The sequence below is a fragment of the Rhizobium sp. Leaf384 genome, from assembly GCF_001424065.1.
Taxonomy (GTDB): Bacteria; Pseudomonadota; Alphaproteobacteria; order Rhizobiales; family Rhizobiaceae; genus Ferranicluibacter.
This window is the reverse complement of record NZ_LMQE01000005.1, coordinates 97,290-118,731: the sequence shown is the minus strand read 5'-3', so window position 1 is coordinate 118,731 and position 21,442 is coordinate 97,290. Positions and strand designations below refer to the sequence as shown.

Below are 21,442 nucleotides of genomic sequence, written 5' to 3'. Positions count from 1 at the left end.
CGCCGGGCCGTTGCCGTTACTTCTGCGAGATGACGCCGGGCACGAACCAGTCCATCGTCCACAGTTCGGGATCGGTGATGGCGACATTTGCCGCCAGACGCTCTTTCCCGTCCCGGTCCTTCAAGGGCCCGGTGAAGACAGGATTGCCGTCGATGATCGACTGTCGCGCCGCCATGATCTTCTTCTTATTGTCGGCGGAGACGGCCGGTCCGCAGCAGGCGATGTCGGTTCCACCTTCCTTGATCCCCGGGAAGGCCCCATACGGCGCAGGCTCCCAGCTTCCCGCCTTGATCTTTTCGATCTCCGGCGCCAGGAATTTTGCCCAGGTCCACACCGAGGAGCACTGCGTGGCCTTCGGAGCGAACTCGGTCAGGTCGCGATGGTGCCCGGTGCCGTAAACGCCCCGTTCCTGCGCGACGATCTGCGGCGTGGGCGTATCCACATGCTGGCCGATCACGTCGATGCCCTCATCGATCAGTGCCGATGCTGCGGCCCGCTCCTTGACGGGATCGTTCCAGGAGCCCGTGAACACCACCGTCAGGGTCGCGTCGGGATTGATCGTCCTTGCGCCGAGTTCGTAAGCATTGATCGTCCAGTTGACCACCGGAAGCGGGTTTGCGGCGACGAAACCGAGCTTTCCGGTCTTGGAGGCGGCGGCGGCTGCCATGCCGCAGAGATACTGGCTCTGATAGGTGCGCCCATAGAAGGATTCGAGATTCGGACCGTTGGTGATGCCGCTGGCATTGAGGAAGGCAATCTTCGGATAGGACTCGGAAAGCTTCTTGAACGTGTCGGAGTACCCAAAGGCGGTGCCGATGATGATGTTGTAGCCACGCTGGATGAAGCGTTCCACCGGCGGGCTGATGGAGGCCGAATCTTCGGACACCTTTTCCACCATCGGGATCTTCGCACCGAGCGCCTTTTCCAGCGCAGGGCGAGCCTCCTCGAATGCCTGGCTCCACCCGCCGTCGTTCTTGGGCCCGAACAGGATGATGGCGGCCTTCGGCGCTCCCTCCACCTTGAATTCGGCAACCGATGCGAGCGACGCGGCAAAAATGGAGGCGGCGGCCGTTAGAATGACGGCCTTCTTTCGTCTGGTCATACGTCAGTTCTCCTGGATTGCCCGACCGCGAGAGAGGTCGGAGATCGAAGTGCAGTCACAGCATTTTATTGATTCGAAAGACGTTTCCCTCAGGATCGAGAAGGACGGCCTGGTACCAGTTGTAATAGGTCTTGTAGGGCGGCTTGATGAGCCGCGCGCCCATGGACACCGCAACCGGCACGAGGCGATCGACGTCCTCCGGCTGGTCGACGTCGATATTGAGGAGGAATTTGATCCCCGTCGGTCCCGAGAATTCGCCGAGGCCGAGAAGGTCGTAGGCGTCCTGCGCGTTGAAGCCGAGACAGCTCTGCCCCGTCGTCAGGCCGACAAAGATCGGCGAGCGGATCTCCGGAATCTCTTCGAAACCGAACAGGTCGCGATAGAAACCTGATAGCGAGACGATGTCTTTCGTGAAGACGTTGACATAGGACAGGTTCACGGGGCGGACCCTTGCTCGGAGAAATCAATAGGCGCGCGGGCATGCGGACACGGCAGACGGAAGACGTCGTCCGTGTCCTGCAGCCCTTCGCGAGGATGGATCAGGCGGCTTTTCGCCCTTGCCGAAGGTCGTCTGCTTGACGAACTTGCTTTTCAGATGGTCGCCGGACGTGACGGGCTCGTATTTGGCAGCCCCACCCTCTTCGATGCAGCCCGGCAGGCACTCGATGATCGCGTCGTAATTCGGCTGATGGAAGAACACGATCGAAAGGCGATCCACGTTGTCTTCCGACGCCAGTGACGGATTGACCACCCGGTGAACCGTCGAGGTCCAGGTATCGTTGGTCCACTGCTGCATGAGATCGCCGATGTTGACGATGAAGGCCCCTTCGATCACGGGGACGCCGACCCAGTCGCCGGCCTTGTTCTTCACCTCGAGGCTGCGATCTCCGCGTTCCTTGCGCAGGATGGTCATGCTCCCATAGTCCGAATGGGCGCCCGCGCGCAGCTGGCCGGGAAGAGGCTCCGTCGTCTGCTTTGGATAGCGCAGCACGCGCATCATCGAGATGTTGCGGTCGATCGTCTTGTCGAAATAGTTTTCGTCAAGGTCGAGCGCCAGCGCGAAGAGCCGCATCAGGTCGGTCGCGAGCGCATCGACGGCCCGGAAGTATTCTTCCCAGACGTCCTTGAGGGCGGCGGGCACCGCGGGCCAGACGTTGGGCGCGAAATGCGGACCGGCGCTTGCCGATGTGTAGTAGGGATCGTTGGCCGGTACGTCGACGGGCCCGATGGAGAGGGACTCCTTGATATCCGGCGGTGTCGGCTCATCGAGACTGAACGACAGCCCCTCGCCGCCCACGGCGGAGTATCCGCGAACCTGGTCCGGAGCCGGCCGGTCGCATTTGACCTTCTCGCCATGTGGCAGCGCAAAGAATTCGGCGGAGACGGCATGAGTCTTGCGAAGGAGATCTTCAGAAATGCCGTGCCCGGAAACGACGAGAAAGCCGATGTCGCGGCACGCCTGTCCGATTTTCGCAGCGACGGCTGCTTTTCCTTCGGCAGACCCTTCCTTGTAGGGGGCAAGATCGATTACGGGAACTTCAAGCAAGGTCATCGGTGTCTTCCTCGATCGGTTGGGCGCGTTCGAACGCTGTTCGCTCATGCTGCAGACAGGAAATGCAAACGATATGCCAACCGCAAAACCAGGCTTTCCCGGCGATCAAGGACTTTGAAATTTACCAGTTGATCAAAAAACCTTCACTTAAATTAAGATCGTCTAAAATTTAGGCGATCTGCTCTGCTCGAGGATGCGTTCGATGCGATGTGCGCCGACACTGTCCCGAAACCTGTTCTCACGGCATCCGGCACGGCGCCAAATGCTATGTAAAACTTAGAAAAGAGGCGTTGAAAAGCGGCGCTACAGGCGTAGTTCCCCGATGCGAGGATCATGTCATGTGGAGGATATCATCATGTTCAAGCTATGGCCCGGAATGGTTGCGGCGAGTTGCGTCGCGGCCGTGATGGCAAGCGCACCCGTCTACGCTGTTGAACCTCCGGCGTCCCCGCCGGCAGACACGCCGTTGAAGGCGTTCGTCACCTCTGTCGAGGCGGACAAGTCGATCACGTTCCGCCTTTTTGCCCCTGCGGCAAGGTCGGTCGCCGTGGTCCTCGGGCAGCAGGCGCCGATGATGATGACGCGGGGCGAGAACGGCGTGTGGACGGCCAAGAGCGACGTCCTCGCTCCCAACCTCTACGAGTATTATTTCAACATCGACGGCTTCCGCAGCATCGATCCGGGCACGAAGCAGCCGAAGCCGCAGAGACAGGTCAATACAAGCCTCATTCTCGTGCCGGGCGGCATCCTGGACACCCGCGACGTGCCGCATGGCGACCTGCGCCTGGTGACCCTGTCGTCCAAGGCGCTGACATCGCAGCGGCAGATGCACGTCTACACGCCGCCCGGCTATACCGACGCATCGGAGCCCTTGCCGGTCGTCTATCTCTACCACGGCTTCGGAGACACCGTGGATTCCTGGGTGACACAGGGACGCGCGCCCCAGATCCTCGACAATCTGCTGGCGGAAAAGAAGATCCGGCCGATGATCGTCGTCATTCCCGACACCGAGGCCGATATCCCCGAGGCCATCGCCGAAAACTTTCCAGCATCCGAGCGTCGGAAGGACTTCTATCCGATCAATGCGGAGGCGATCGACCGCGAGCTGATGACGGATCTCATTCCCTATATGGAAAAGACGTACCGCGTACGCACGGATGCCGATGGCCGGGCCGTCGTCGGCCTCTCGCAGGGCGGCTATCAGGCGCTGGTCTCAGGCCTCTCGCATCTTGGAACCTTCGGCTGGGTCGCGACCTTCAGCGGCGTCTCGACCACCACGGTGCCCAACAAGGCCGTCGATGCCGCGCTGGACGCGCCGGATACGATCAACAAGGCGCTGCGGAACTTCACGGTGACCGTGGGCTCGAAAGATACGGTCACGGGAAAGGATATTGCCGGCCTGAAGGCAAAACTGGACGAGAAGAAGATCGTCCACGAGTATCATGAGTACAAGGATCTTCAGCACGAGATGGATGTGTGGCGACCGTCGCTGATCGCCTTCCTCGAAAAGGTCTTTAGGGAATAGCGCTCAATCGTCGCCGCTTTTTCGAGATCCGATCTCCGAGGATGCAGCTGACGTGCTGTCATACGTGTCCGGCACATACATGTCCGCCGGCACGGGCTTTCGGTAATAGTCGGCGTGCCGGGTGCGCGCCGGCAATTCGATCGACGGCTTCGGCACATCCTCGTAGGGAATCTGCTGCAGGAGATGCGAGATGCAGTTCAGGCGGGCCTTGCGCTTGTCGACGGCGTCCACCACCCACCACGGGGACTCGGGACGGTGCGTGCGCTCCAGCATGTCCTCCTTGGCCTTCGTGTAAGCCTCCCAGTGGATGCGGCTCTCCAGATCCATCGGGGACAGCTTCCATTGTTTCAGGGGATCGCGGATCCGCATGTTGAAGCGGAAGGCCTGCTCCTCGTCGGTAATCGAGAACCAGTATTTGATCAGGATGATGCCCGAGCGTACGAGCATCGACTCGAACTGCGGAACCGACTGGAAGAATTCTTCGAGTTCATCCGGCGTACAAAATCCCATCACGCGCTCCACGCCCGCCCGGTTGTACCAGCTGCGATCGAACAGCACGATCTCGCCGGCGGTCGGGAGGTGCTGGACGTATCGCTGGAAATACCATTGATGGCGCTCGCGCTCGGACGGCGCCGGGAGCGCGACCACGCGGCAGACCCGGGGATTGAGCCTCTGGGTCACGCGCTTGATGGCTCCGCCCTTCCCGGCCGAATCCCGCCCTTCGAACAGCACGACGACCTTCAGCTTCTTGTGCTGGACCCAATCCTGCAGCCGGACCAGCTCATGCTGGAGGCGAAACAGCTCGCGGAAATAGATTTTGCGGTCGAGAAGCGGCGCGCCCATTGGCGTGCCGTCTTCCTCGAAGAGGTCATCCAGCCGATCCTCCTCCAGCTGCATCTCCAGCTCCTCGTCGAAACTGTCGATGATCTCCGCCTTGATGCGAGCGAGCTGGGCCGGGTCATTGATGTTCATGGGGGCTCCGTGACAGAAGGCAGATGGCGAAGGGGCGGATCGGGCAGTGGAGGACGTTACAATCCTTCCTGTGTCAGGAGAATGACGATGGTGTTGCAGGCATCGACGCGGCCGCGGGGCCGCAATCATCAGGATCCTCGTTCGCGTGCATTGACTTAACAGCCATCTTGCGGCCCTGTCGACGCGTGCCGCGGCTGACGCTGTGACCGATCGAAAGAACAAGTGATAGCGATGCCAGGACGTCCCCGGGGGACCGGACCGGGTATCGGAACTGAAAGGACGTTTTCTTGGCGACAGGCTTGATAGCGCTACTGGATGACATCGCGGCCATCGCGAAGCTCGCGGCCGCGTCTCTCGACGATGTCGGTGCACAGACGGCAAAGGCCAGCCTCAAGGCCGCCGGGGTCGTCATCGACGACACGGCCGTCACACCGACCTACGTGGTCGGCCTGTCGCCGAGCCGGGAACTGCCGATCATCTGGCGGATCGCCAAGGGCTCGCTGCGCAACAAGCTGGTGTTCCTGCTGCCTGCCTGTCTGCTGCTCGGCACCTTCGCGCCTTGGCTGATCACGCCCCTGCTGATGCTTGGCGGCACCTATCTCTGCTTCGAGGGGGCGGAGAAGATCCATGCCGTGCTGTCGGGACATGGCCATGCCGATGCCGCCGCGGCATCGACTGTCGATCCTGCAACCCTCGAGGAGCAGAAGGTGTCCGGCGCCATTCGCACGGATTTCATTCTGTCCGCCGAGATCATGGCGCTGACGCTGGCCGGCGTCTCCACCTCGAACACCGTCACACAGGTCGCCGTGCTCGCCGCTGTCGGCATTCTGATCACGGTTGCTGTCTATGGCCTCGTGGCCTTCATCGTCAAAGCCGACGATATCGGCCTTCATCTGGTCGACACGGGCGGGACCGTCGGTCGGGCGATCGGGCACGGCCTTGTCAAGGGAGTGCCCGTTTTCCTCCAGATCCTGGCGATTGTGGGGACCGCGGCCATGCTGTGGGTCGGCGGGAGCATCGTCATTCACGGCCTCGCCGAATTCGGCCTTCATCAACCGGAACATCTCGTCGAGGGCGCTGCAGCCTACGCGCAGGCGGTCGTGCCCATCCTGCCGCAGGTGGTGCACTGGCTGGCGGCCACTGTGGTACAGGCTGTCTTCGGGGCCATTCTCGGCGGCATCGTCGTGCTCGTGATCACCGCGGTGACACCGATCTTCAAGACACGAAAGACCTGAAAGTACGGGCTGTGCGGCGCGCGGCGCGCGATCACGAGGGGGTGGGCAGCCGACAGAATGCTCGCCACCCACGAAAGCGGTCTTGCGGGATCGCCCGTCTGATCGCATAAGCCCTGCATGTCTGATTCACGAATTTTCGTCGGCCTCAAGTCGGCAAAGAAGAAGTCCAAAGCCGCTGAGGCCCCCTCGGGACCGCAGTGCCAATGGCATGGGTGCGAGAAGATCGGCACGCATCGCGCGCCGGTCGGCCTCGGAGGTGAAGGCCTGTTCCTGATGTTCTGCCTGGATCACATCAAGGAGTACAACAAGGGCTACAATTTCTCTCCGGATCTGTCCGACCCCGTCGTTGCGCGCTACCAGCGTGACGCGATCAGCGGCGCGCGGCCTAGCTTCGGCAAGCCGATCCAGGAGGCGACGGAACTGCCGATGCCCTTCACCGTGCGCTCGGGTTCGGCAAAATCCTTGAACGCCCGCAAGAATGCGGCGCAACGCCTGATGCAGAAGCGCGAGGCGCAGGCGCGGAAACTGAAGGTGCTCGAGGCAAAGGCCTTCGAGACGCTCGGGCTTGCGCATGACGCGACGCCCGACCAGATCAACCGACGCTACAAGGAGCGCATCAAGCTCCACCACCCGGACACGAACGCCGGCAACCGCGCGTCGGAAACCGAACTCCAGGCGACGATCGAAGCCCACAAGATCCTGAAGCTCAACGGCTTCTGCTGAGATATCGACCTCCGTCGCTCACGTGACACCCGCGTCGTCGCCTCTCCCGACGACGCGTCAGCGTATCCGGGATCGCGATCGTCGCCGCCGCGAAGGATTTATCGCCCGATCCGCAATTCCTCTCGCGCAGAACCGCAGGATCCCTATAATCGCCTCCATGGATGCGAGCAGCATCGTCCACGGGGAGGAGAGACCGTGTCGCAAACCATCGCGTTCCTGCCGCCGCGGGCCGGGGTCCTGTCGCAACGGGCGCAGATCATCACCGATCTCTCCGCCCTACTGCCGGACGGTGGACTAGTGCACGAGGCGCGCGAACTGGTTCCGTTCGAAACCGATGCCTATGTCGCCTATCGGCAACTGCCGCTTGCCGTTGCCCTGCCCCGCACGACGCAGGAAGTGTCCGACGTCCTGCGATACTGCAACCGCCATGGCATTCCGGTCGTCCCGCGCGGTGCAGGGACGTCGCTGTGCGGCGGGGCCATTCCACAGCCGGATGCCGTCGTCCTCGGTCTTTCCCGCATGTCCGCCATTCTGGACATCGATCTCGAAAATCGCGTTGCGCGCGTGCAGGCCGGCGTCACCAACCTCTCGATCTCCGAGACGGTCGGACCCGACGGCTTCTTCTACGCGCCGGATCCGAGTTCCCAGCTTGCCTGCACGATCGGCGGCAACATCGGCATGAACTCCGGCGGCGCGCACTGCCTGAAATACGGCGTGACCACCAACAATCTGCTTGGTGTAACCATGGTGCTGATGGACGGCACCGTCATCACGCTCGGCGGCAAGCATCTCGATGCGGCAGGCTACGACCTGCTTGGGCTCGTCTGCGGCTCGGAGGGGCAGCTCGGCATCGTCACCGAAGCCACGGTGCGCATCCTCGCAAAAGCCGAGGGCGCCCGGCCCGTGCTCTTCGGTTTTGCCACATCGCAAGAGGCCGGCGCCTGCGTTGCCGACGTCATCGGCGCGGGCATCATCCCCGTCGCGATCGAGTTCATGGACCGCCAGGCGATCGAGATCTGCGAAGCCTTCGCCAAGGCCGGCTATCCCCTCCATGTCGGCGCGTTGCTCATCATCGAAGTCGAGGGGTCGGAAGCCGAGATGGAGGCGATGCTCGCTGCCATCGTGACGATCGCCCGCCGCCACGGCGTGATGACGGTGCGCGAAAGTCAGTCGGCGACCGAAGCCGCCCTGATCTGGAAGGGCCGCAAGTCGGCCTTCGGCGCGACGGGCCGCATCGCCGACTATATCTGCATGGACGGCACGGTACCGCTCGGCAAACTGTCCCATGTGCTGCAGCGGACAGACGAGATCTGCACCGCGCTCGGTCTGCGCGTCGCCAATGTCTTCCATGCCGGCGATGGCAACATGCATCCGCTCATCCTGTTCGACGCCAACAATCTCGAGAAAGCCGCAAAGGCCGAAGAGGCGGGCAACGAGATCCTGAAAGTCTGCGTGGAGGCAGGCGGATGCCTGACGGGCGAGCACGGTGTCGGGATCGAGAAGCGCGACCTGATGCGCTTCCAGTTCTCAGATGTCGATCTCGCCCAGCAGATGGCCGTCCGCTATGCCTTCGACCCCGATTGGCTGCTGAACCCCTCCAAGGTCTTTCCGCTCGAGGGGCGGCCAGCCGCATGAGCGATGTTCATCGTCCGCAAAGCGAAGCGGAGGCCTGCGAGATGATCCGGCACGCGGCCGGGGTACGGATGCCGCTATCTCTCGTCGGCAGCAACACGCGCGCCGGTCTCGGCAATCGCGTCGAGGCCGATATGGTCGTAACGTCGGCCGGCCTTGCCGGGGTCATCGATTACGATCCGGGCGAGATGGTCATGACGGCGAAGGCCGGGACCCCGCTCTCCGATATTGCAGCGCTCCTTGATGCCAACGCCCAGATGCTCGCCTTCGAGCCGGTGGACCATCGCGGCATCATGAACACGCAGGGCGAGCCGACCATCGGCGGCGTTTTCCTGTCCAATGCCTCGGGCCCGCGCCGTCTCTCAGCCGGCGCCGCGCGCGACAGCCTTCTCGGCTTGCGTTTCGTCAACGGGCGTGGCGAGGCGATCCGTGCCGGAGGACGCGTGATGAAGAACGTGACCGGGCTCGACCTCGTCAAGCTGCTCGCGGGATCGCACGGCACGCTGGGCTTCGTCACCGAAGTGACCTTCCGGGTCTTGCCGCGCCCGGAAACCGAGGCGACCATCCTTCTTCGCCATCTCGACGACGCCGAGGCCAGCCAGGCGATGGCGGCCGCGATGGCCCAGGCCGCCGATGTTTCCGGCGCGGCACACATCCCAAAGGCACTGGCCAACGGCATCTCCGACAGTCTCGGCACCGCGAACGCCGTCACGGCTCTGCGTCTCGAAGGTCTTTCGGCATCGGTCGAGGTAAGGGTCACGTCGCTTGCGGCGAGGCTTTCCGCCTTCGCACCCGTCGAGGTGCTCGACGCTTCGACCAGCACGCGGCTGTGGCATGCCGTGCGCGACGTCGCGCCGTTGCAGGCACGGCAGGATCGGCCTTTGTGGCGGGTGTCTGTCGCGCCGACGGCGGGCCATCGACTGGTCGCCGCGCTCCGTCAGCATGTCGAGATCGATGCGCTCTACGACTGGCAGGGCGGTCTCGTCTGGCTTGAAATGTCTGGCGAACCGTTGGCCGATGTCGTGCGCCGGGCGATCGCCTCGGTCGGCGGCGGGCATGCGACGCTGATCCGCGCATCGGATCATCAGCGATCTGGGATGTCCGCCTTCGAGCCGGAACCGGAGCCAGTTGCCGCCCTCTCCGCACGGATCAAGGGCAAGCTCGATCCGGCGGGCATCTTCTCGCCCGGAAGGATGGCGCCGGTCGTGCGGCCAAAGGCGGGATCGATGGGGATGACAGGATAAGAGATGCAGACATCCTTCACGCCCGAACAGCTGGCCGATCCGCAGGTCGCAGAATCCGAGAAGATCCTGCGGCGCTGCGTCCATTGCGGCTTCTGCACGGCAACCTGCCCGACCTATGTGACGCTCGGCAACGAACTCGACAGCCCGCGCGGGCGCATCTACCTCATCAAGGACATGCTCGAGAACGACCGACCGGCGGATCGCGAGGTCGTGACCCATATCGATCGCTGTCTCTCCTGCCTCGCCTGCACGACGACCTGTCCGTCCGGCGTCGACTACATGCACCTGATCGACCATGCGCGGGTGCATATCGAACAGACCTACAAACGCCCTTTGGCAGACCGGATGATCCGCGGCCTGCTCGCAGCGGTCCTGCCCTATCCTGCCCGCTTCCGTGCGGCGCTTGCGCTTGCGCGTATCGCACGGCCTCTGGCCCCGCTGCTGCGGCGCGTGAAGCCTCTCGTCCCGCTGTCCGCCATGCTTGAACTGGCGCCCCCTCGGGCAGCCGTGCGGCTGCCGACGCCCGCCCTGCGCGAAGCCCGGCCCGCCCGCGGCCGCGTGATCCTGCTCGAGGGCTGCGCGCAGCCCGCGCTTGATCCCGGTATCAACGCGGCGACGATCCGGCTCCTGACCCGGCGCGGCATTGCGGTCGCCGCGCCGAAGGGCGAAGGCTGCTGCGGCGCGCTGGTCCACCACATGGGGCGTGAACCCCGGGCGCTCGATTTTGCCCGCCGCAACATCGACGCCTGGATGCGAGAGATCGATGCAGGCGGGGTGGACGGTATCCTCATCACCGCGTCGGGGTGCGGCACGACGGTCAAGGACTACGGGCACATGCTGCGCCATGATCCGCTCTATGCGGACATGGCGGCACGGGTATCGGCGCTTGCGAGGGACATCACCGAGTATCTTTCGACATTGGAGCTGGAAACCCTTCCGAAACGCGACCTCGTCGTCGCCTATCATTCCGCCTGTTCGCTCCAGCACGGCCAGAAGATCACCGCGCTGCCGAAGGCGCTTCTCAAGGCGGCGGGCTTCACCGTGCGCGACCCCGCAGAGGGCCATCTCTGCTGTGGCTCGGCCGGAACCTACAACATCCTTCAGCCGGACATCTCGGCCACGCTCAAGCAGCGAAAGGTCCGGCATCTCGAAGCGACCAAGCCCGATGTGATCGCGGCCGGAAACATCGGCTGCCTGACACAGATCGGCTCGGGAACCGTGATCCCGGTCGTTCATACGGTGGAACTGCTCGACTGGGCCTATGGCGGGCCGAAGCCCGCAAAATTGACGGGCAAAACGTTAGATCATCCGGACCTGCCCTGATCGTCGTGCTCTCATGCGATCCCGACCATCGGGCTCGGCGGCATCGCCTCCGAGGCCTCGTCTCCAAGGCCTTGCCTCCGGTAAGAGGGCGCTGTAGGGGGATGCTCACCTCCAACAGGCAGAAATCATGACGGAAGCAAAACCGGGAGCGGTCGCCGGCGGCTCGATCCACTGGAGGCGAAACCTTGTCGTCTCGCTCGCCGGCTCGTTCACCACGATCGTCGCCATGACGCTGCTGCTCCCGTTCCTCCCGCTGTATGTCGAGGAACTCGGCGTGCGCGATCACGCCGCCATCGTGCAGTGGTCGGGGATCGCCTATGGCGCCACCTTTTTTGCAGCGGCGCTGGTCGCGCCGCTTTGGGGGCGTCTCGGCGATATCTACGGGCGCAAGCTGATGCTGGTGCGGGCAAGCCTCGGCATGACGATCGCGATCGGGCTGATGGGGGTCGCCGAGAATGTCTGGCAGCTTGTGGCCCTGCGGCTGTTTGTCGGCCTCGCGGGAGGCTATTCCTCGGGATCCATGGTGCTCGTGGCCACGCAGACGCCGCGGGACCGGTCGGCCTGGGCGCTCGGCATGCTCTCCTCCGGCATCATGGCCGGCAATCTCGTGGGCCCGTTGATCGGCGGCGTGCTGCCCCCGATGATCGGGATCCGCAACACGTTCCTTGCAGCCGGCGGCCTGATCTTCCTTGCCTTCCTCGCAACGACATTCCTTATCCGGGAGGAAAGCGTGCCCGGCCGCCGGCAAGCGGCGAAGGCGGGTTCCGGCTGGGCCGCCATACCGGACAAGGCGCCCGTTCTCGCCATGCTGGCAACGGGCATGTTGCTGATGCTCGCCAACATGTCGATCGAGCCCATCATCACCGTCTACTTGGCGCAGCTGGTCGAAAGGCCGGAGACGGTGACGATGTGGGCGGGCGTCGTCATGTCGGCTGCCGCCTTCGGCAGCATCCTGTCGGCCTCACGGCTCGGGCATCTTGCCGATCGGATCGGCCACTGGCCGGTCATTGCCGGCGCTCTCGTTGCGGCCGGCGTGCTCTTGTTGCCGCAGGCCTTCGTGACGAGCGCCTGGCAGTTGCTCCTGCTTCGCTTCCTGATGGGGATTGCGCTCGGCGGGCTCCTGCCCTGCATCGCCGCTGTCATCCGCCACGGGGTGCCGGATCAATCCGCCGGCACCGCGCTCGGCCTCTCCGTGTCCTCTCAATATGTCGGCCAGGTCGCGGGTCCGCTCCTCGGCGGTTTCATCGGAGGCCATATCGGCATGCGGGTCGTGTTCCTCGGCACAAGCATCCTTCTCCTCGCCGGCGCGGCCTTTGTCTGGTCCGGCAAGCCGCCCCGGGCACGACAGGTCGATCCGCAGCACTAATGCATGTCGCCCGAACGTGTGCAGCGGTTTCGGGAGACGACCTGCATCAAAACAAGATCTTTAGTTGTAGGTGATCGTGTCCGAAGCCCGCGGGCGATTGAAGAAATAGCGATCGAAGCTGTAGCCGCTGGACCCGGTGAAATAGGCGAAAAACGCCGAGACCGGCGTGGTCAGCGTATACTGCGCCCGCGTCAGGACAACCTGGACGCCTGCCTGCTGAATGTTTGCAGGAACAGAGACGGTGCTTTTCGAGCCGGCCGCAAGCGGCGGCGTGTTGAACCCCGCTGACCAGTTGACGACCGCTGCGCCGCCTGGGACGACATCCTCCACCGCCACGGTGATCTTCAGCGTTGACACGCTGTAGGGCTGCACGATGAAACTGGCGCCTGCCAGAAGCTTGTCGACATCGAGCTTGGTCCAGGTCCCCTGCTGCGAGATCATGTCGCCGGTCGTCGCCGTGATTTCGTCCATCTTCCGGCTGACCGTCAAGGCGTGGCCGAGATCGGCCGTCCCCGCGAGGAGCGCGAGCAGGATGGGGAGCACCAGAGCGAACTCCACGCCCGACGTGCCCTCGCGACGCACGGCAAATCCCCGCAGCAGCGTGGTCAGCCGACGGCAGCGTGGCAGATGTTCGTGCTGGATCATCAGAACGGCTCGTTACGAAAGAGGACGGCGGACCCAAGGAGGTAACGGCCATCCGCCAATCGCGCATTGGAAAGCGAAAAGAAGCTGATGGCGGTCCAGGGGAGGAAGGCCTGGACGAGGACATAGTCGCTCGTCCTGCCTGGATTGAAGCTCTCGTTGACGGCAAGGGTACCGCCAGGACCGATGGGATCGGCGGCCGCGATCGACGCGAGATCGGAAACAACGGCAACACGGACCAGCAGATTGTCCGTGCAGTTGAACAGCAGGGACATCTCGCCGCAGATCTTGGACTTGAAGTCGCCGAGAGACACCGCGGCCGCGGCCACCTGCCCGGTGCGAATGGTCCGCGAAACCTTGCGCACCGAAGCATCGAGGCTCGCATCGACGAAGAACATCAGGGACACCTCGATGATCCCGAAAAGAATGACGAAAAGCGGCAAGGCCACGAGAGCAAATTCGATGGCCGCCACGCCCGTGCGATCGGCGAAGAAGCGGCGGATGAAGCGTGTCGCGCGCCGGGCCATCATTGGGTCAACCGAACGGAGCTGAGATATTGCTTGAACAGAGCGGACAGGCCGGCGGTGATGTCGGCCGACGAGGACGCCCCGATGAAGAGGCTCTTGGACGACGCACAATCTGTCAGCGCGTATGGAATATAGTCCCGCCGCGAGATGCTGGTGGGCACGGCGCTGTTCATCACGCCGCCCCAAGTCTTGCGCCAGTCGGCGCTCGCCATCGTCGCCCCCACGGTGCTGTTATAGCCCCAGTCGCTCGTGATCGGCAGGTATTCGGTGTACAGCACGGCAATCGTCGCAGCCTGCTTCTTGATCGGCGCGCACCAGGCCGGGTTCATCGGCGCGACCTTGTTCCAGTACCAGCCCGGCGATGAAATCCGGCTCCCGCTCCATTTGACGCCGTCCGTCACCCATTCGCGTTGCGACTGGACCCCATCGGTCAGCAGTAGCACCAGTTTCAGCGGGTTGGATGCCGACGTACCGTCGCCACCTGCTCCGACCTTCTTTTCCAGAGCGGCCAGCGCCACATCGAAATAGGTGTAGGTCGTCGAGGTCGCCGCTGTCAGTCCATAGCTGTCATCGGTCAGACGCTTGCGGGCGGTGGATGTATCCGACGTCGGCGCGAGGACTTCGGTCGCGGTATCTCCGATCGAATAGAGGCCGACCTTGATCCTCGCATGATTCTGGTCCGCCTTGTCGATCAGATCCAGCACCTGTCCGACGGCATCGACGGACACGCCTGCGCGCAGCTTGATGTTCTTGGCGACGCTGTAGGTATAGTTGTCGGCGTAGCGAACGCCGTTGACCGTGTGCTGGTCGCCGGTGTGGCAGGCGAACTGGCAGCCCACGCCGTCATACATCGTCTGCTGCCCGGCGGCCGTCGCTGCAAGCAGCATGGACGGCGACTTGTCGAGGACCACATAGACGTTGAGATAGGAGGTGGACGGCCCCTGCACGGCGCTTTCCACGCTGACGGCAACGGAGTTGACGCTCGCGATCTTCATCAGGGTCGTCGGCACCGCGCCGCTCGCCGTTGCCGTGATGCGGTGGTTGGAGACGTCGATCGAGACAGCGCCGAGGACATAGCCGCTATCCGCCTGGGCATGGAACCAGTCGGCGATCTTCCCCTTGAGAACGGTCGGATCTTCCGTATCGATCTGCTTGACGGCGGCGATCAACGCGGCGTCGAGATCGCTCTGCATGCTCTGTCGGGCATTGTACGACCGGATATAGTCGATGCTCGCACCGACGGCGAGAATCATCGGCACCAGGGAGAGCGCAACCGTTACGGCGACGTTACCCTTCGTGTTGCCGGCAAGTCGCGCAGCGACGGACGTCAGATATCGGAACGGTCTGGAAAGCCTGTAAGTCACGATCGGCATCCGTGGATTGGAAGGCAGTATCCCCCCCATCAATAACAGCCGATGCTTACTAAACAGTATTCGCCTTCCAACTATTTTACCGGTTCCGACTTTACAGCCGGAAGATGCTCTCACGCAGAACGACCACGCGTTACCGCCACAATGCCTGTCCGTGTCCCGTTGCACATTTCGACGGGACTCGCGCGCCAGTATAGATGCGCGCGGCTCGTATTCCTCGAAACATCGCTACAAGGTGCCCATACAAAGTCTTACTTTGAGATGGACGCCTATGGGTGGCAGACATAGGCCCGACTGACCATGTTCCAATTGTCCTGAATACGGCGCACCGGGCCCTCAACTTCGATCTGGCTCCGCAGCCGGATCGCCGCGCTCGAGCTGCCGACCATGAGCTCGAACGTGCCCGCCTCGACGATGCGGATGCCCTCTGGCCCCGTAAAGGACAGCATATCGGTGGGAACGCGGAAGGTGACGTGGGCACTTTCGCCGGGCTCGAGATAGACGCGCTTGAAGGCTTTCAGTTCCTTGATCGGACGAACGACCGAACTCTGGATGTCGCGGACATAGAGCTGGGGCACATCGAACCCGGCCCTGTCCCCGGCATTTCGCAGGGTGAAGGAGACGCCGACGCTGCCGCCCTCGCTTTCAACGCGGGTCCGGTCGAGCGTCAGGTCCTCGTAGACGAAGGCTGTGTAGGAGAGCCCGTGGCCGAAGGGATAGCGGCTGCCGAAATGACGGGCAACGGGCGTACCTGCGCTCTTGAACTTGTGGTTATAGAAGTAGGGCGAGGCGCCGGCGCTGCGGGGGACAGAGACGGTCAGCCGGCCGGAAGGCTCGACGGCGCCGGTAAGCACATCGCACAGGGCCGGACCGCCTTCCTGCCCGCCGAAGAAGGCCATCACCTGGGCGGCAACACGGTCCTCGAGCCCGCCGAGCGTGTAGGGCCGTCCGGATGTGATGACCGCGACGACGGGTGTCCCCGTTTCCACGACGGCCTCCAGCAAGGCTTGCTGAACGCCCGGCAGCGCCAGAGTATCGGTGTCCGAGCCCTCGCCCACGGTCCCGGTCTGGAAGATACCGGAAAGATCTCCGACGCAGACGATTGCGACATCGGCCTGTCGAGCGGCCTCGACGGCGGCCGGGATGAGATCGAGACTCGTGGAGACCGGAGAGGCCTGCGAGAGTGTGGTCATGTCGGGAACATCGCCCGGGAAAACCGGCGCACCGGACTGACGGCCCTCCAGAATATGGCAGCCCTTCGCGTAGCGGATCCGCTCCTTGCCGAAGCGCGCCTCGAACGCAGCGCGCGGCGTGACGACAGCCGTTGCGGCGTCCGTGAGATCGCTGACGATCAGGTGAACCGGGAACGCGTAATCTCCGAGCAGCGCCAGCGGATCGTCCGCCGTCGGGCCGATCAACGCGATCGTCCGGTTTTCGGCCAGCGGCAGGAGACCATCATTGGACAGGATGACGACGGACTGGTCGGCCACCCGACGGGCGACGTCGATCGCCTCCGGGGTCTGCAGCGCGATCCCGGCTTCGTCGGTGAAAGGCTTTTCGAAAAGTCCGAGGCGCATCTTTTCGGTCAGGATCCGCCGGACGATCTCGTCGATCGTATCGACGGCGATCAGACCGCGGTCCAGGGCCTGCTTGAGATGCCGGGCGCAGTCGTCGCCCGGCAGTTCGATGTCGAGACCCGCATTGAAGGCCAGGGCAGCAGCTTCGGCAGGATCGCCGGCGACGCCGTGATGCTTGTAGAGCAGGCTGACGCCGATGTAGTCGGCAACGACCAGCCCGTCGAAACCCCAGTCCGACCGCAGCACCTTCGTCAGGAGATGATGCGAGGCGTGGCACGGTTCGCCATCGATATCGTGATAGGCCGGCATGACCGATCCGGCGTCCGCCAGCCGCACGGCCATCTCGAAGGGAAGAAGAAAGGTGTCGTTCAACTCCCGCCAGCCAAGATTGACCGGCGCATGATTGCGCGCGCCTTCCGAAAGAGAGTGGCCGGCATAATGCTTGAGCGTCGCCAGGAAGTCGCGGTCCCGGCCCTGCAGGCCGCGGACATAGCTGGAGGCCATGAGACCGACGAGATAGGGATCTTCGCCGAACGTTTCCTCCGTCCGCCCCCACCGAGCGTCGCGGGCCACGTCGAGGACCGGGGCAAGTCCCTGGCGGCAGCCGATCGAGCGTGCTTCCTGGCCGATGACCTTCCCCACCTCCTCGATCAGCGCCGGATCGAAGGTCGCACCGAAGGCAAGCGACGAGGGAAACAGCGTGCCGCCCTGCGCCATGATGCCCGACAGGCATTCCTCATGGGAGATCACGGGAATGCCGAGCCGGGTTTCCTCCACGAGGAATTTCTGAAGGCTGTTCAGGGCGCGAACGCCGGCAAGCGGAGCGACGGGGCGACTGCCGAGGGGCCGCGTGATCTGCCCGAGACCGAGAGAGAGCTTCGTCTTCAGACTGTCCGCATCGGCAGCACCCGTGAATTCGTCCGTGCGCACATCGTGCCGCCCATCTTCCGACAGGAACAACCAGAAGGCGTGCATCTGTGCGATCTTTTCGTCGAGGGTCATTCGACCGACAAGATCAGCCACGCGTCGTTCGATAGGGTGTGAAGGGTCTTTATACAGTGCGCTCATCGTTGCAGGCCTGATTGTGATTGAAGCATGGCGTATGGTGACGAAGGATTAACAAGAATATCTGCAACCGTCAACATGCCAAGGTAGTGTAGTACCAAGGAAACAAGAGCTTGAGCGCAGATTTCTTGATGTACCGACCACGAACATCCACCCTAAATTCCGTACTTATTCCCCGAACACGATCAAAACACGTCCCATTTTGGACCACATGACGCGCGCGTGAAGCTAAGTCGTCGTCTTTCGTCGTGCATCTTGCGAAGAGTTTCAGGGTTGTTCGTCGGCGTTTCTTTACAAAAAACGCAAATAAATCAGTAGGTTTTTTTGACTACCGCGTATTTTATCCGCTCGTAACCGTAGATGCGTGGCCTTGTTAAATGATCATCATCATATTAAAGCTGAGGCTTCCGGTGAGCCGCGAAAAAAAATGCACGTGAGCTGACATAACGTGCGTAAGCAGCGGCCGTCCGCGTAAGAGCGTGCCGACTTTTACCCCCTCTGCCTCTTATCCGCCTTTGATCTCGCCCCGCATCTCCGCACTCTCGTTGAACAGGAACAAGGATGGACGTCTTCCGGAACAATCAAGCGGGACTCTCGGGTCTCGAGCAATTACAGGCCCTGCTGGCGGCGAACACGCCTCCGCCCATCAACCATACGATGCGGTTCGTCCTGACCGAGATCGCGGAGGGACGCGCCGTCTTTGAAGGAAACCCGGATCGCAGCGTCTACAATCCGATCGGTTCGGTCCACGGCGGATATGCCGCCACCCTGCTCGACAGTGCCTGCGGCTGCGCCGTCCACTCCAGGCTGGCGGCCGACCAAGGCTATACGACGCTGGAACTCAAGATCGCCTATCATCGTCCGCTGACCGAGGCGAGCGGTCCCGTTCGCGCGGAAGGACGGGTTTTGTCGATCGGGCGGCGCGCCGCGTTCGCCGAAGCAACGCTGACCGATCGGGACGGCAAGCTCTGCGCCAGTGCCACATCGACGCTGCTGGTCTTTGCGATCGAGCGGCCGACGGCGGCCGTCTGACGGTGGCCAGCTGACGGCATCCCTGCACAGCAGGCCGCGATCGCCCGTCCCGCTTGCGGTCGAACGGCGCCATCATCACTTGGCGGCGCCGGCGGGTCCTAGCCTTTCAGGGCCGCGGCCGGTGACTGGCGGTAGGCAAGCACGGCCGGGACCACGGCGAGCACGGCGGCAAACGCCACGACCGAGGCCGCAAAGACGATATCCTCACTGTCGAACATCACGGGCATCGTAAAGCCGTTCTGTCGGGAGACAATGTTGCCAATGATCTCGGAAGCGAGATAGCCAAGGCCGAAGCCAAGAAAAATACCGGCTAGGACGATGGCGAAGAGCTGACACCAGATGATCCGGAACACGACCGTGCGCGGCGCACCAAAGGCGCGAAGCGCCCCGATCTGACGCCGACGCTGCGCGACATGCATGATCGTCACCAGGAGCAGGGCGGCGGCGATCAGGGCCTGCGTGCCGATCGCGACGGCGAGCAGGAGAACCTTGGCGTCTCCAAGCGTTGCATAGAGACGTGTTAGAACCTCGCCGGGAAAGACGGCGAGCGTCGTGCCGGAGCGATATTCCTGGCGAAGTTTGTACGCGTCGGCGATGGTCCTCGGCTTGACCAGCACGGCCGGAAGTCCGGCGGCATGCTCCGCCCAGTCCTCGTCGAGAGCGGCCGCGGGATCGGCACTGTGCTCCAGGTCGTCGATTGCAGGTCCGGCCGACGAATGTTTGGCCTGTTCACCTTCGGCCTCCGCATGATCCGCCTCGGCGTGACCCATGCCATGCAGGTCCCACACCGCCTGGATCGGAACGAGGATGGCCCGGTCCCAGGGAGTGCCCGTGGGCTTCATCCGGCCGACGACGGAATAGGCGATCCCGGTATGGGTATGGCCCCCGCCTTCGGCCGTGCCATGCATCGGCTTGATCACGGCGGCCATGGCCAGATCGACCGCCGCGCCGATGACGGCATCACCCTCCCGGCGGAAACCCGCCCCCTCCTGCAGCTGCGGCGAAAGATGGGCGACAAGCGCTGACGATGTGCCGACCAGTGGATAGCCTGCAAAACTGTCACCAAAACCGATCGGTGCGGCAAAGGCGACGCGCGGATCGGTCGCCAGCCGCTGGAACACGGCGCCGTCCATGAGCGGCAGGGGGGCCGCCTGAAGAAAGATCGAGGAGAGCACCAGCTGCGTCTCGCTCCCGGCGGCTCCGATCACGAGGTCGAAGGCATTGGCTGCGCGCGCGCTTCCGAGCCGAAGGGCGCGCTCCTGCAGAATCACGGAGACGGCCAGCGCCACGGCAACGGCCACAAGAAGGAGGATGGCAAGCGTTCCGGCCTTGTGGCGGCGCATATCGGCGAGGATGAACCCGATCATGGCGTCACCGCCCGGCTATCCTGCGTGATATTCCCGCTCTGGAGCGTGATCCGCCGCGGCAGGCGCGCGATGAGCCCCGGATCGTGCGAGACCACGATCAGCGTTGCGCCGACCGCCCCGGTGAGACCGACCAGAAGGTCCGCGACGATCTGCCCGCTCGCCTCGTCAAGGCTGGCTGTCGGCTCGTCGGCAATGACGACGCCCGGTGCACGCACGAGCGCGCGCGCAAGAGCGACCCGCTGCATTTCGCCGCGCGACATCGTCTCGACCGCTTGGCTCGGCCGCTCGAGACCCGTGCTGGCCAGGAGATCGCGTGCCCGGCGCTTGACGGCCGCGGACGCCTCCGAAGCGAGGCGCGCCGGCAGCAGCACATTGTCGAGCGCCGACAAGCCGGGGAACAGATGGAAGTCCTGCATGACGAGCCCGACATGCGTCCCGCGCCATCGGTCGCGCCGATGCTCCGCAAGACCCGCGAGATCGGTGCCACTCCAATCGACCCGCCCCTCCCGGAGAGGCTCCAATCCTGAAATGACGTTCACGAAGGTGCTCTTGCCGGAGCCCGAAGCGCCCGTGACCGCAAGGATCTCGCCGGCACCGACCTCAAGATGCGGGATGGCGAGAACCGGTGCACCGAGGCCCGGATAGGAAACCGAGATATCCTTGAGGGTCAGGGACAGCATGGGTTCACACCGACCAGTATCGGGCGCTTCGAAGGCGCAGGCGGCTGACGAAGCCCGTCTCGGGGTCGGTCCACGTACCGACGTCGAGCATGCCGGAAACGGAGATCCGCGTCCCCGGCTGAACGAAGGTCTGTGCCGCGTCGAGATAGACAACCACGATATTGTCCGGCCAATCCGAGTCGGACGAGCAGAAGGGGCAGATCGACATGGGAATTTCGGTGAGGACGAAGAAGGTCGCCTCGGCCTTGAGGGGCGGCGCCATGAACCCGCTCATCGTCACGCTTTGCCCGTTCAGCCTTTTGACCGTATCGGAGAAGGTCAGACCCAGCACGCCGACGCTGCCATAGAGATCATCGAAGCCGACCTCCGTGGCAGCATGGGCCCGCGGCACTCTCGTCAGCACCGGCAAGGCGGCGAGCAGGCCAAGCAGGGTACGGCGTCGCATGGGCTTCGTCTTCGTCATCGCGTTTCCTCGAGCGGGCGGCGGACGCGCCCGACCATATCCATT

Annotated in this window: 19 protein-coding genes; 8 read left to right on the top strand and 11 right to left on the bottom strand. The window is 63.4% G+C overall.

All coding sequences use genetic code 11. From position 1 onward, the window contains the following. Nucleotides 1-16: 16 nt before the first annotated feature. Genes ASG25_RS09005 through ASG25_RS08995 form a run of 3 tightly spaced genes read right to left on the bottom strand, consistent with a single transcriptional unit; the run spans nucleotide 17 to nucleotide 2,654 of the window. Complete coding sequence (locus ASG25_RS09005) at nucleotides 17-1,102, bottom strand: BMP family ABC transporter substrate-binding protein (protein WP_062472730.1); 1,086 nt, start codon at nucleotides 1,100-1,102, stop codon at nucleotides 17-19. A gap of 55 nt (nucleotides 1,103-1,157) precedes the next feature. After that, nucleotides 1,158-1,541, bottom strand: coding sequence for a VOC family protein (locus ASG25_RS09000; protein WP_062472726.1), 384 nt, complete (start codon nucleotides 1,539-1,541; stop codon nucleotides 1,158-1,160). Nucleotides 1,542-1,565: 24 nt separating this feature from the next. After that, nucleotides 1,566-2,654 carry a 2-oxoglutarate and iron-dependent oxygenase domain-containing protein gene (locus ASG25_RS08995; protein ID WP_082480023.1) on the bottom strand — a complete coding sequence of 363 codons (1,089 nt, stop codon included), beginning with the start codon at nucleotides 2,652-2,654 and terminating at the stop codon, nucleotides 1,566-1,568. 355 nt (nucleotides 2,655-3,009) lie between these two features. On the opposite strand from ASG25_RS08995, the gene ASG25_RS08990 reads away from it, so the two are divergent. Beyond that, the gene (locus ASG25_RS08990; RefSeq protein WP_062474366.1) at nucleotides 3,010-4,179 is read left to right on the top strand and encodes an esterase; all 1,170 of its coding nucleotides are present in this window, start codon (nucleotides 3,010-3,012) and stop codon (nucleotides 4,177-4,179) included. Between the two features lie 3 nt (nucleotides 4,180-4,182). Here the strand turns inward: ASG25_RS08990 and ppk2 are convergent, their stop codons facing one another. Continuing rightward, entirely contained in the window at nucleotides 4,183-5,151 is a 969-nt protein-coding gene (gene ppk2 / locus ASG25_RS08985) for a polyphosphate kinase 2 (RefSeq protein ID WP_062472724.1), read from the bottom strand. Nucleotides 5,152-5,438: 287 nt separating this feature from the next. On the opposite strand from ppk2, the gene ASG25_RS08980 reads away from it, so the two are divergent. The 6 genes from ASG25_RS08980 to ASG25_RS08955 all read left to right on the top strand — a co-directional run bounded on the left by ASG25_RS08980 (nucleotide 5,439) and on the right by ASG25_RS08955 (nucleotide 12,674). Further along, nucleotides 5,439-6,386: a DUF808 domain-containing protein gene (locus tag ASG25_RS08980; RefSeq protein WP_062472722.1), complete on the top strand. Its 948-nt coding sequence runs from the start codon at nucleotides 5,439-5,441 to the stop codon at nucleotides 6,384-6,386. A 117-nt stretch (nucleotides 6,387-6,503) separates the two neighbouring features. Continuing rightward, nucleotides 6,504-7,109 carry a J domain-containing protein gene (locus tag ASG25_RS08975; protein WP_062472720.1) on the top strand — a complete coding sequence of 202 codons (606 nt, stop codon included), beginning with the start codon at nucleotides 6,504-6,506 and terminating at the stop codon, nucleotides 7,107-7,109. Nucleotides 7,110-7,304: 195 nt separating this feature from the next. Beyond that, nucleotides 7,305-8,744, top strand: a complete 1,440-nt coding sequence (locus tag ASG25_RS08970) for an FAD-linked oxidase C-terminal domain-containing protein (protein ID WP_062472718.1) — start codon at nucleotides 7,305-7,307, stop codon at nucleotides 8,742-8,744. Beyond that, the gene (gene glcE / locus ASG25_RS08965; protein WP_062472716.1) at nucleotides 8,741-9,985 is read left to right on the top strand and encodes a glycolate oxidase subunit GlcE; all 1,245 of its coding nucleotides are present in this window, start codon (nucleotides 8,741-8,743) and stop codon (nucleotides 9,983-9,985) included. Before ASG25_RS08970 ends, glcE begins: the two co-directional genes overlap by 4 nt. 3 nt (nucleotides 9,986-9,988) lie before the next feature. After that, on the top strand, nucleotides 9,989-11,308 hold the full coding sequence (glcF, locus tag ASG25_RS08960) for a glycolate oxidase subunit GlcF (RefSeq protein ID WP_062472714.1): 1,320 nt from the start codon (nucleotides 9,989-9,991) through the stop codon (nucleotides 11,306-11,308). Nucleotides 11,309-11,435: 127 nt separating this feature from the next. Then, nucleotides 11,436-12,674, top strand: a complete 1,239-nt coding sequence (locus tag ASG25_RS08955; RefSeq protein ID WP_062472712.1) for an MFS transporter — start codon at nucleotides 11,436-11,438, stop codon at nucleotides 12,672-12,674. Nucleotides 12,675-12,734: 60 nt separating this feature from the next. On the opposite strand, the gene ASG25_RS08950 is transcribed toward ASG25_RS08955, so the two are convergent. The 4 genes from ASG25_RS08950 to ASG25_RS08935 all read right to left on the bottom strand — a co-directional run bounded on the left by ASG25_RS08950 (nucleotide 12,735) and on the right by ASG25_RS08935 (nucleotide 17,813). Further along, nucleotides 12,735-13,319, bottom strand: coding sequence for a TadE/TadG family type IV pilus assembly protein (locus ASG25_RS08950; protein ID WP_082480022.1), 585 nt, complete (start codon nucleotides 13,317-13,319; stop codon nucleotides 12,735-12,737). Beyond that, nucleotides 13,319-13,846 (bottom strand): TadE/TadG family type IV pilus assembly protein, encoded by a 528-nt coding sequence (locus ASG25_RS08945; protein ID WP_062472710.1) that lies wholly within the window; start codon nucleotides 13,844-13,846, stop codon nucleotides 13,319-13,321. Before ASG25_RS08945 ends, ASG25_RS08950 begins: the two co-directional genes overlap by 1 nt. Beyond that, nucleotides 13,843-15,174 (bottom strand): TadE/TadG family type IV pilus assembly protein, encoded by a 1,332-nt coding sequence (locus ASG25_RS08940; RefSeq protein ID WP_244479400.1) that lies wholly within the window; start codon nucleotides 15,172-15,174, stop codon nucleotides 13,843-13,845. Before ASG25_RS08940 ends, ASG25_RS08945 begins: the two co-directional genes overlap by 4 nt. Nucleotides 15,175-15,482: 308 nt before the next feature. Continuing rightward, a complete protein-coding gene (locus ASG25_RS08935) occupies nucleotides 15,483-17,813 on the bottom strand; it encodes a glycoside hydrolase family 3 N-terminal domain-containing protein (RefSeq protein ID WP_200942769.1) in 2,331 nt (776 codons plus the stop codon). 603 nt (nucleotides 17,814-18,416) lie between these two features. On the opposite strand from ASG25_RS08935, the gene ASG25_RS08930 reads away from it, so the two are divergent. Further along, the gene (locus ASG25_RS08930; RefSeq protein WP_062472704.1) at nucleotides 18,417-18,887 is read left to right on the top strand and encodes a PaaI family thioesterase; all 471 of its coding nucleotides are present in this window, start codon (nucleotides 18,417-18,419) and stop codon (nucleotides 18,885-18,887) included. Between the two features lie 98 nt (nucleotides 18,888-18,985). Here the strand turns inward: ASG25_RS08930 and ASG25_RS08925 are convergent, their stop codons facing one another. The 3 genes from ASG25_RS08925 to ASG25_RS08915 are packed head-to-tail and all read right to left on the bottom strand — an operon-like array spanning nucleotide 18,986 to nucleotide 21,397. Beyond that, complete coding sequence (locus ASG25_RS08925) at nucleotides 18,986-20,254, bottom strand: ABC transporter permease (protein WP_062472702.1); 1,269 nt, start codon at nucleotides 20,252-20,254, stop codon at nucleotides 18,986-18,988. Beyond that, nucleotides 20,251-20,934 carry an ATP-binding cassette domain-containing protein gene (locus ASG25_RS08920; RefSeq protein WP_062472700.1) on the bottom strand — a complete coding sequence of 228 codons (684 nt, stop codon included), beginning with the start codon at nucleotides 20,932-20,934 and terminating at the stop codon, nucleotides 20,251-20,253. Before ASG25_RS08920 ends, ASG25_RS08925 begins: the two co-directional genes overlap by 4 nt. A gap of 4 nt (nucleotides 20,935-20,938) precedes the next feature. After that, the gene (locus ASG25_RS08915; protein WP_062472698.1) at nucleotides 20,939-21,397 is read right to left on the bottom strand and encodes a hypothetical protein; all 459 of its coding nucleotides are present in this window, start codon (nucleotides 21,395-21,397) and stop codon (nucleotides 20,939-20,941) included. Between the last annotated feature and the right edge of the window lie 45 nt (nucleotides 21,398-21,442).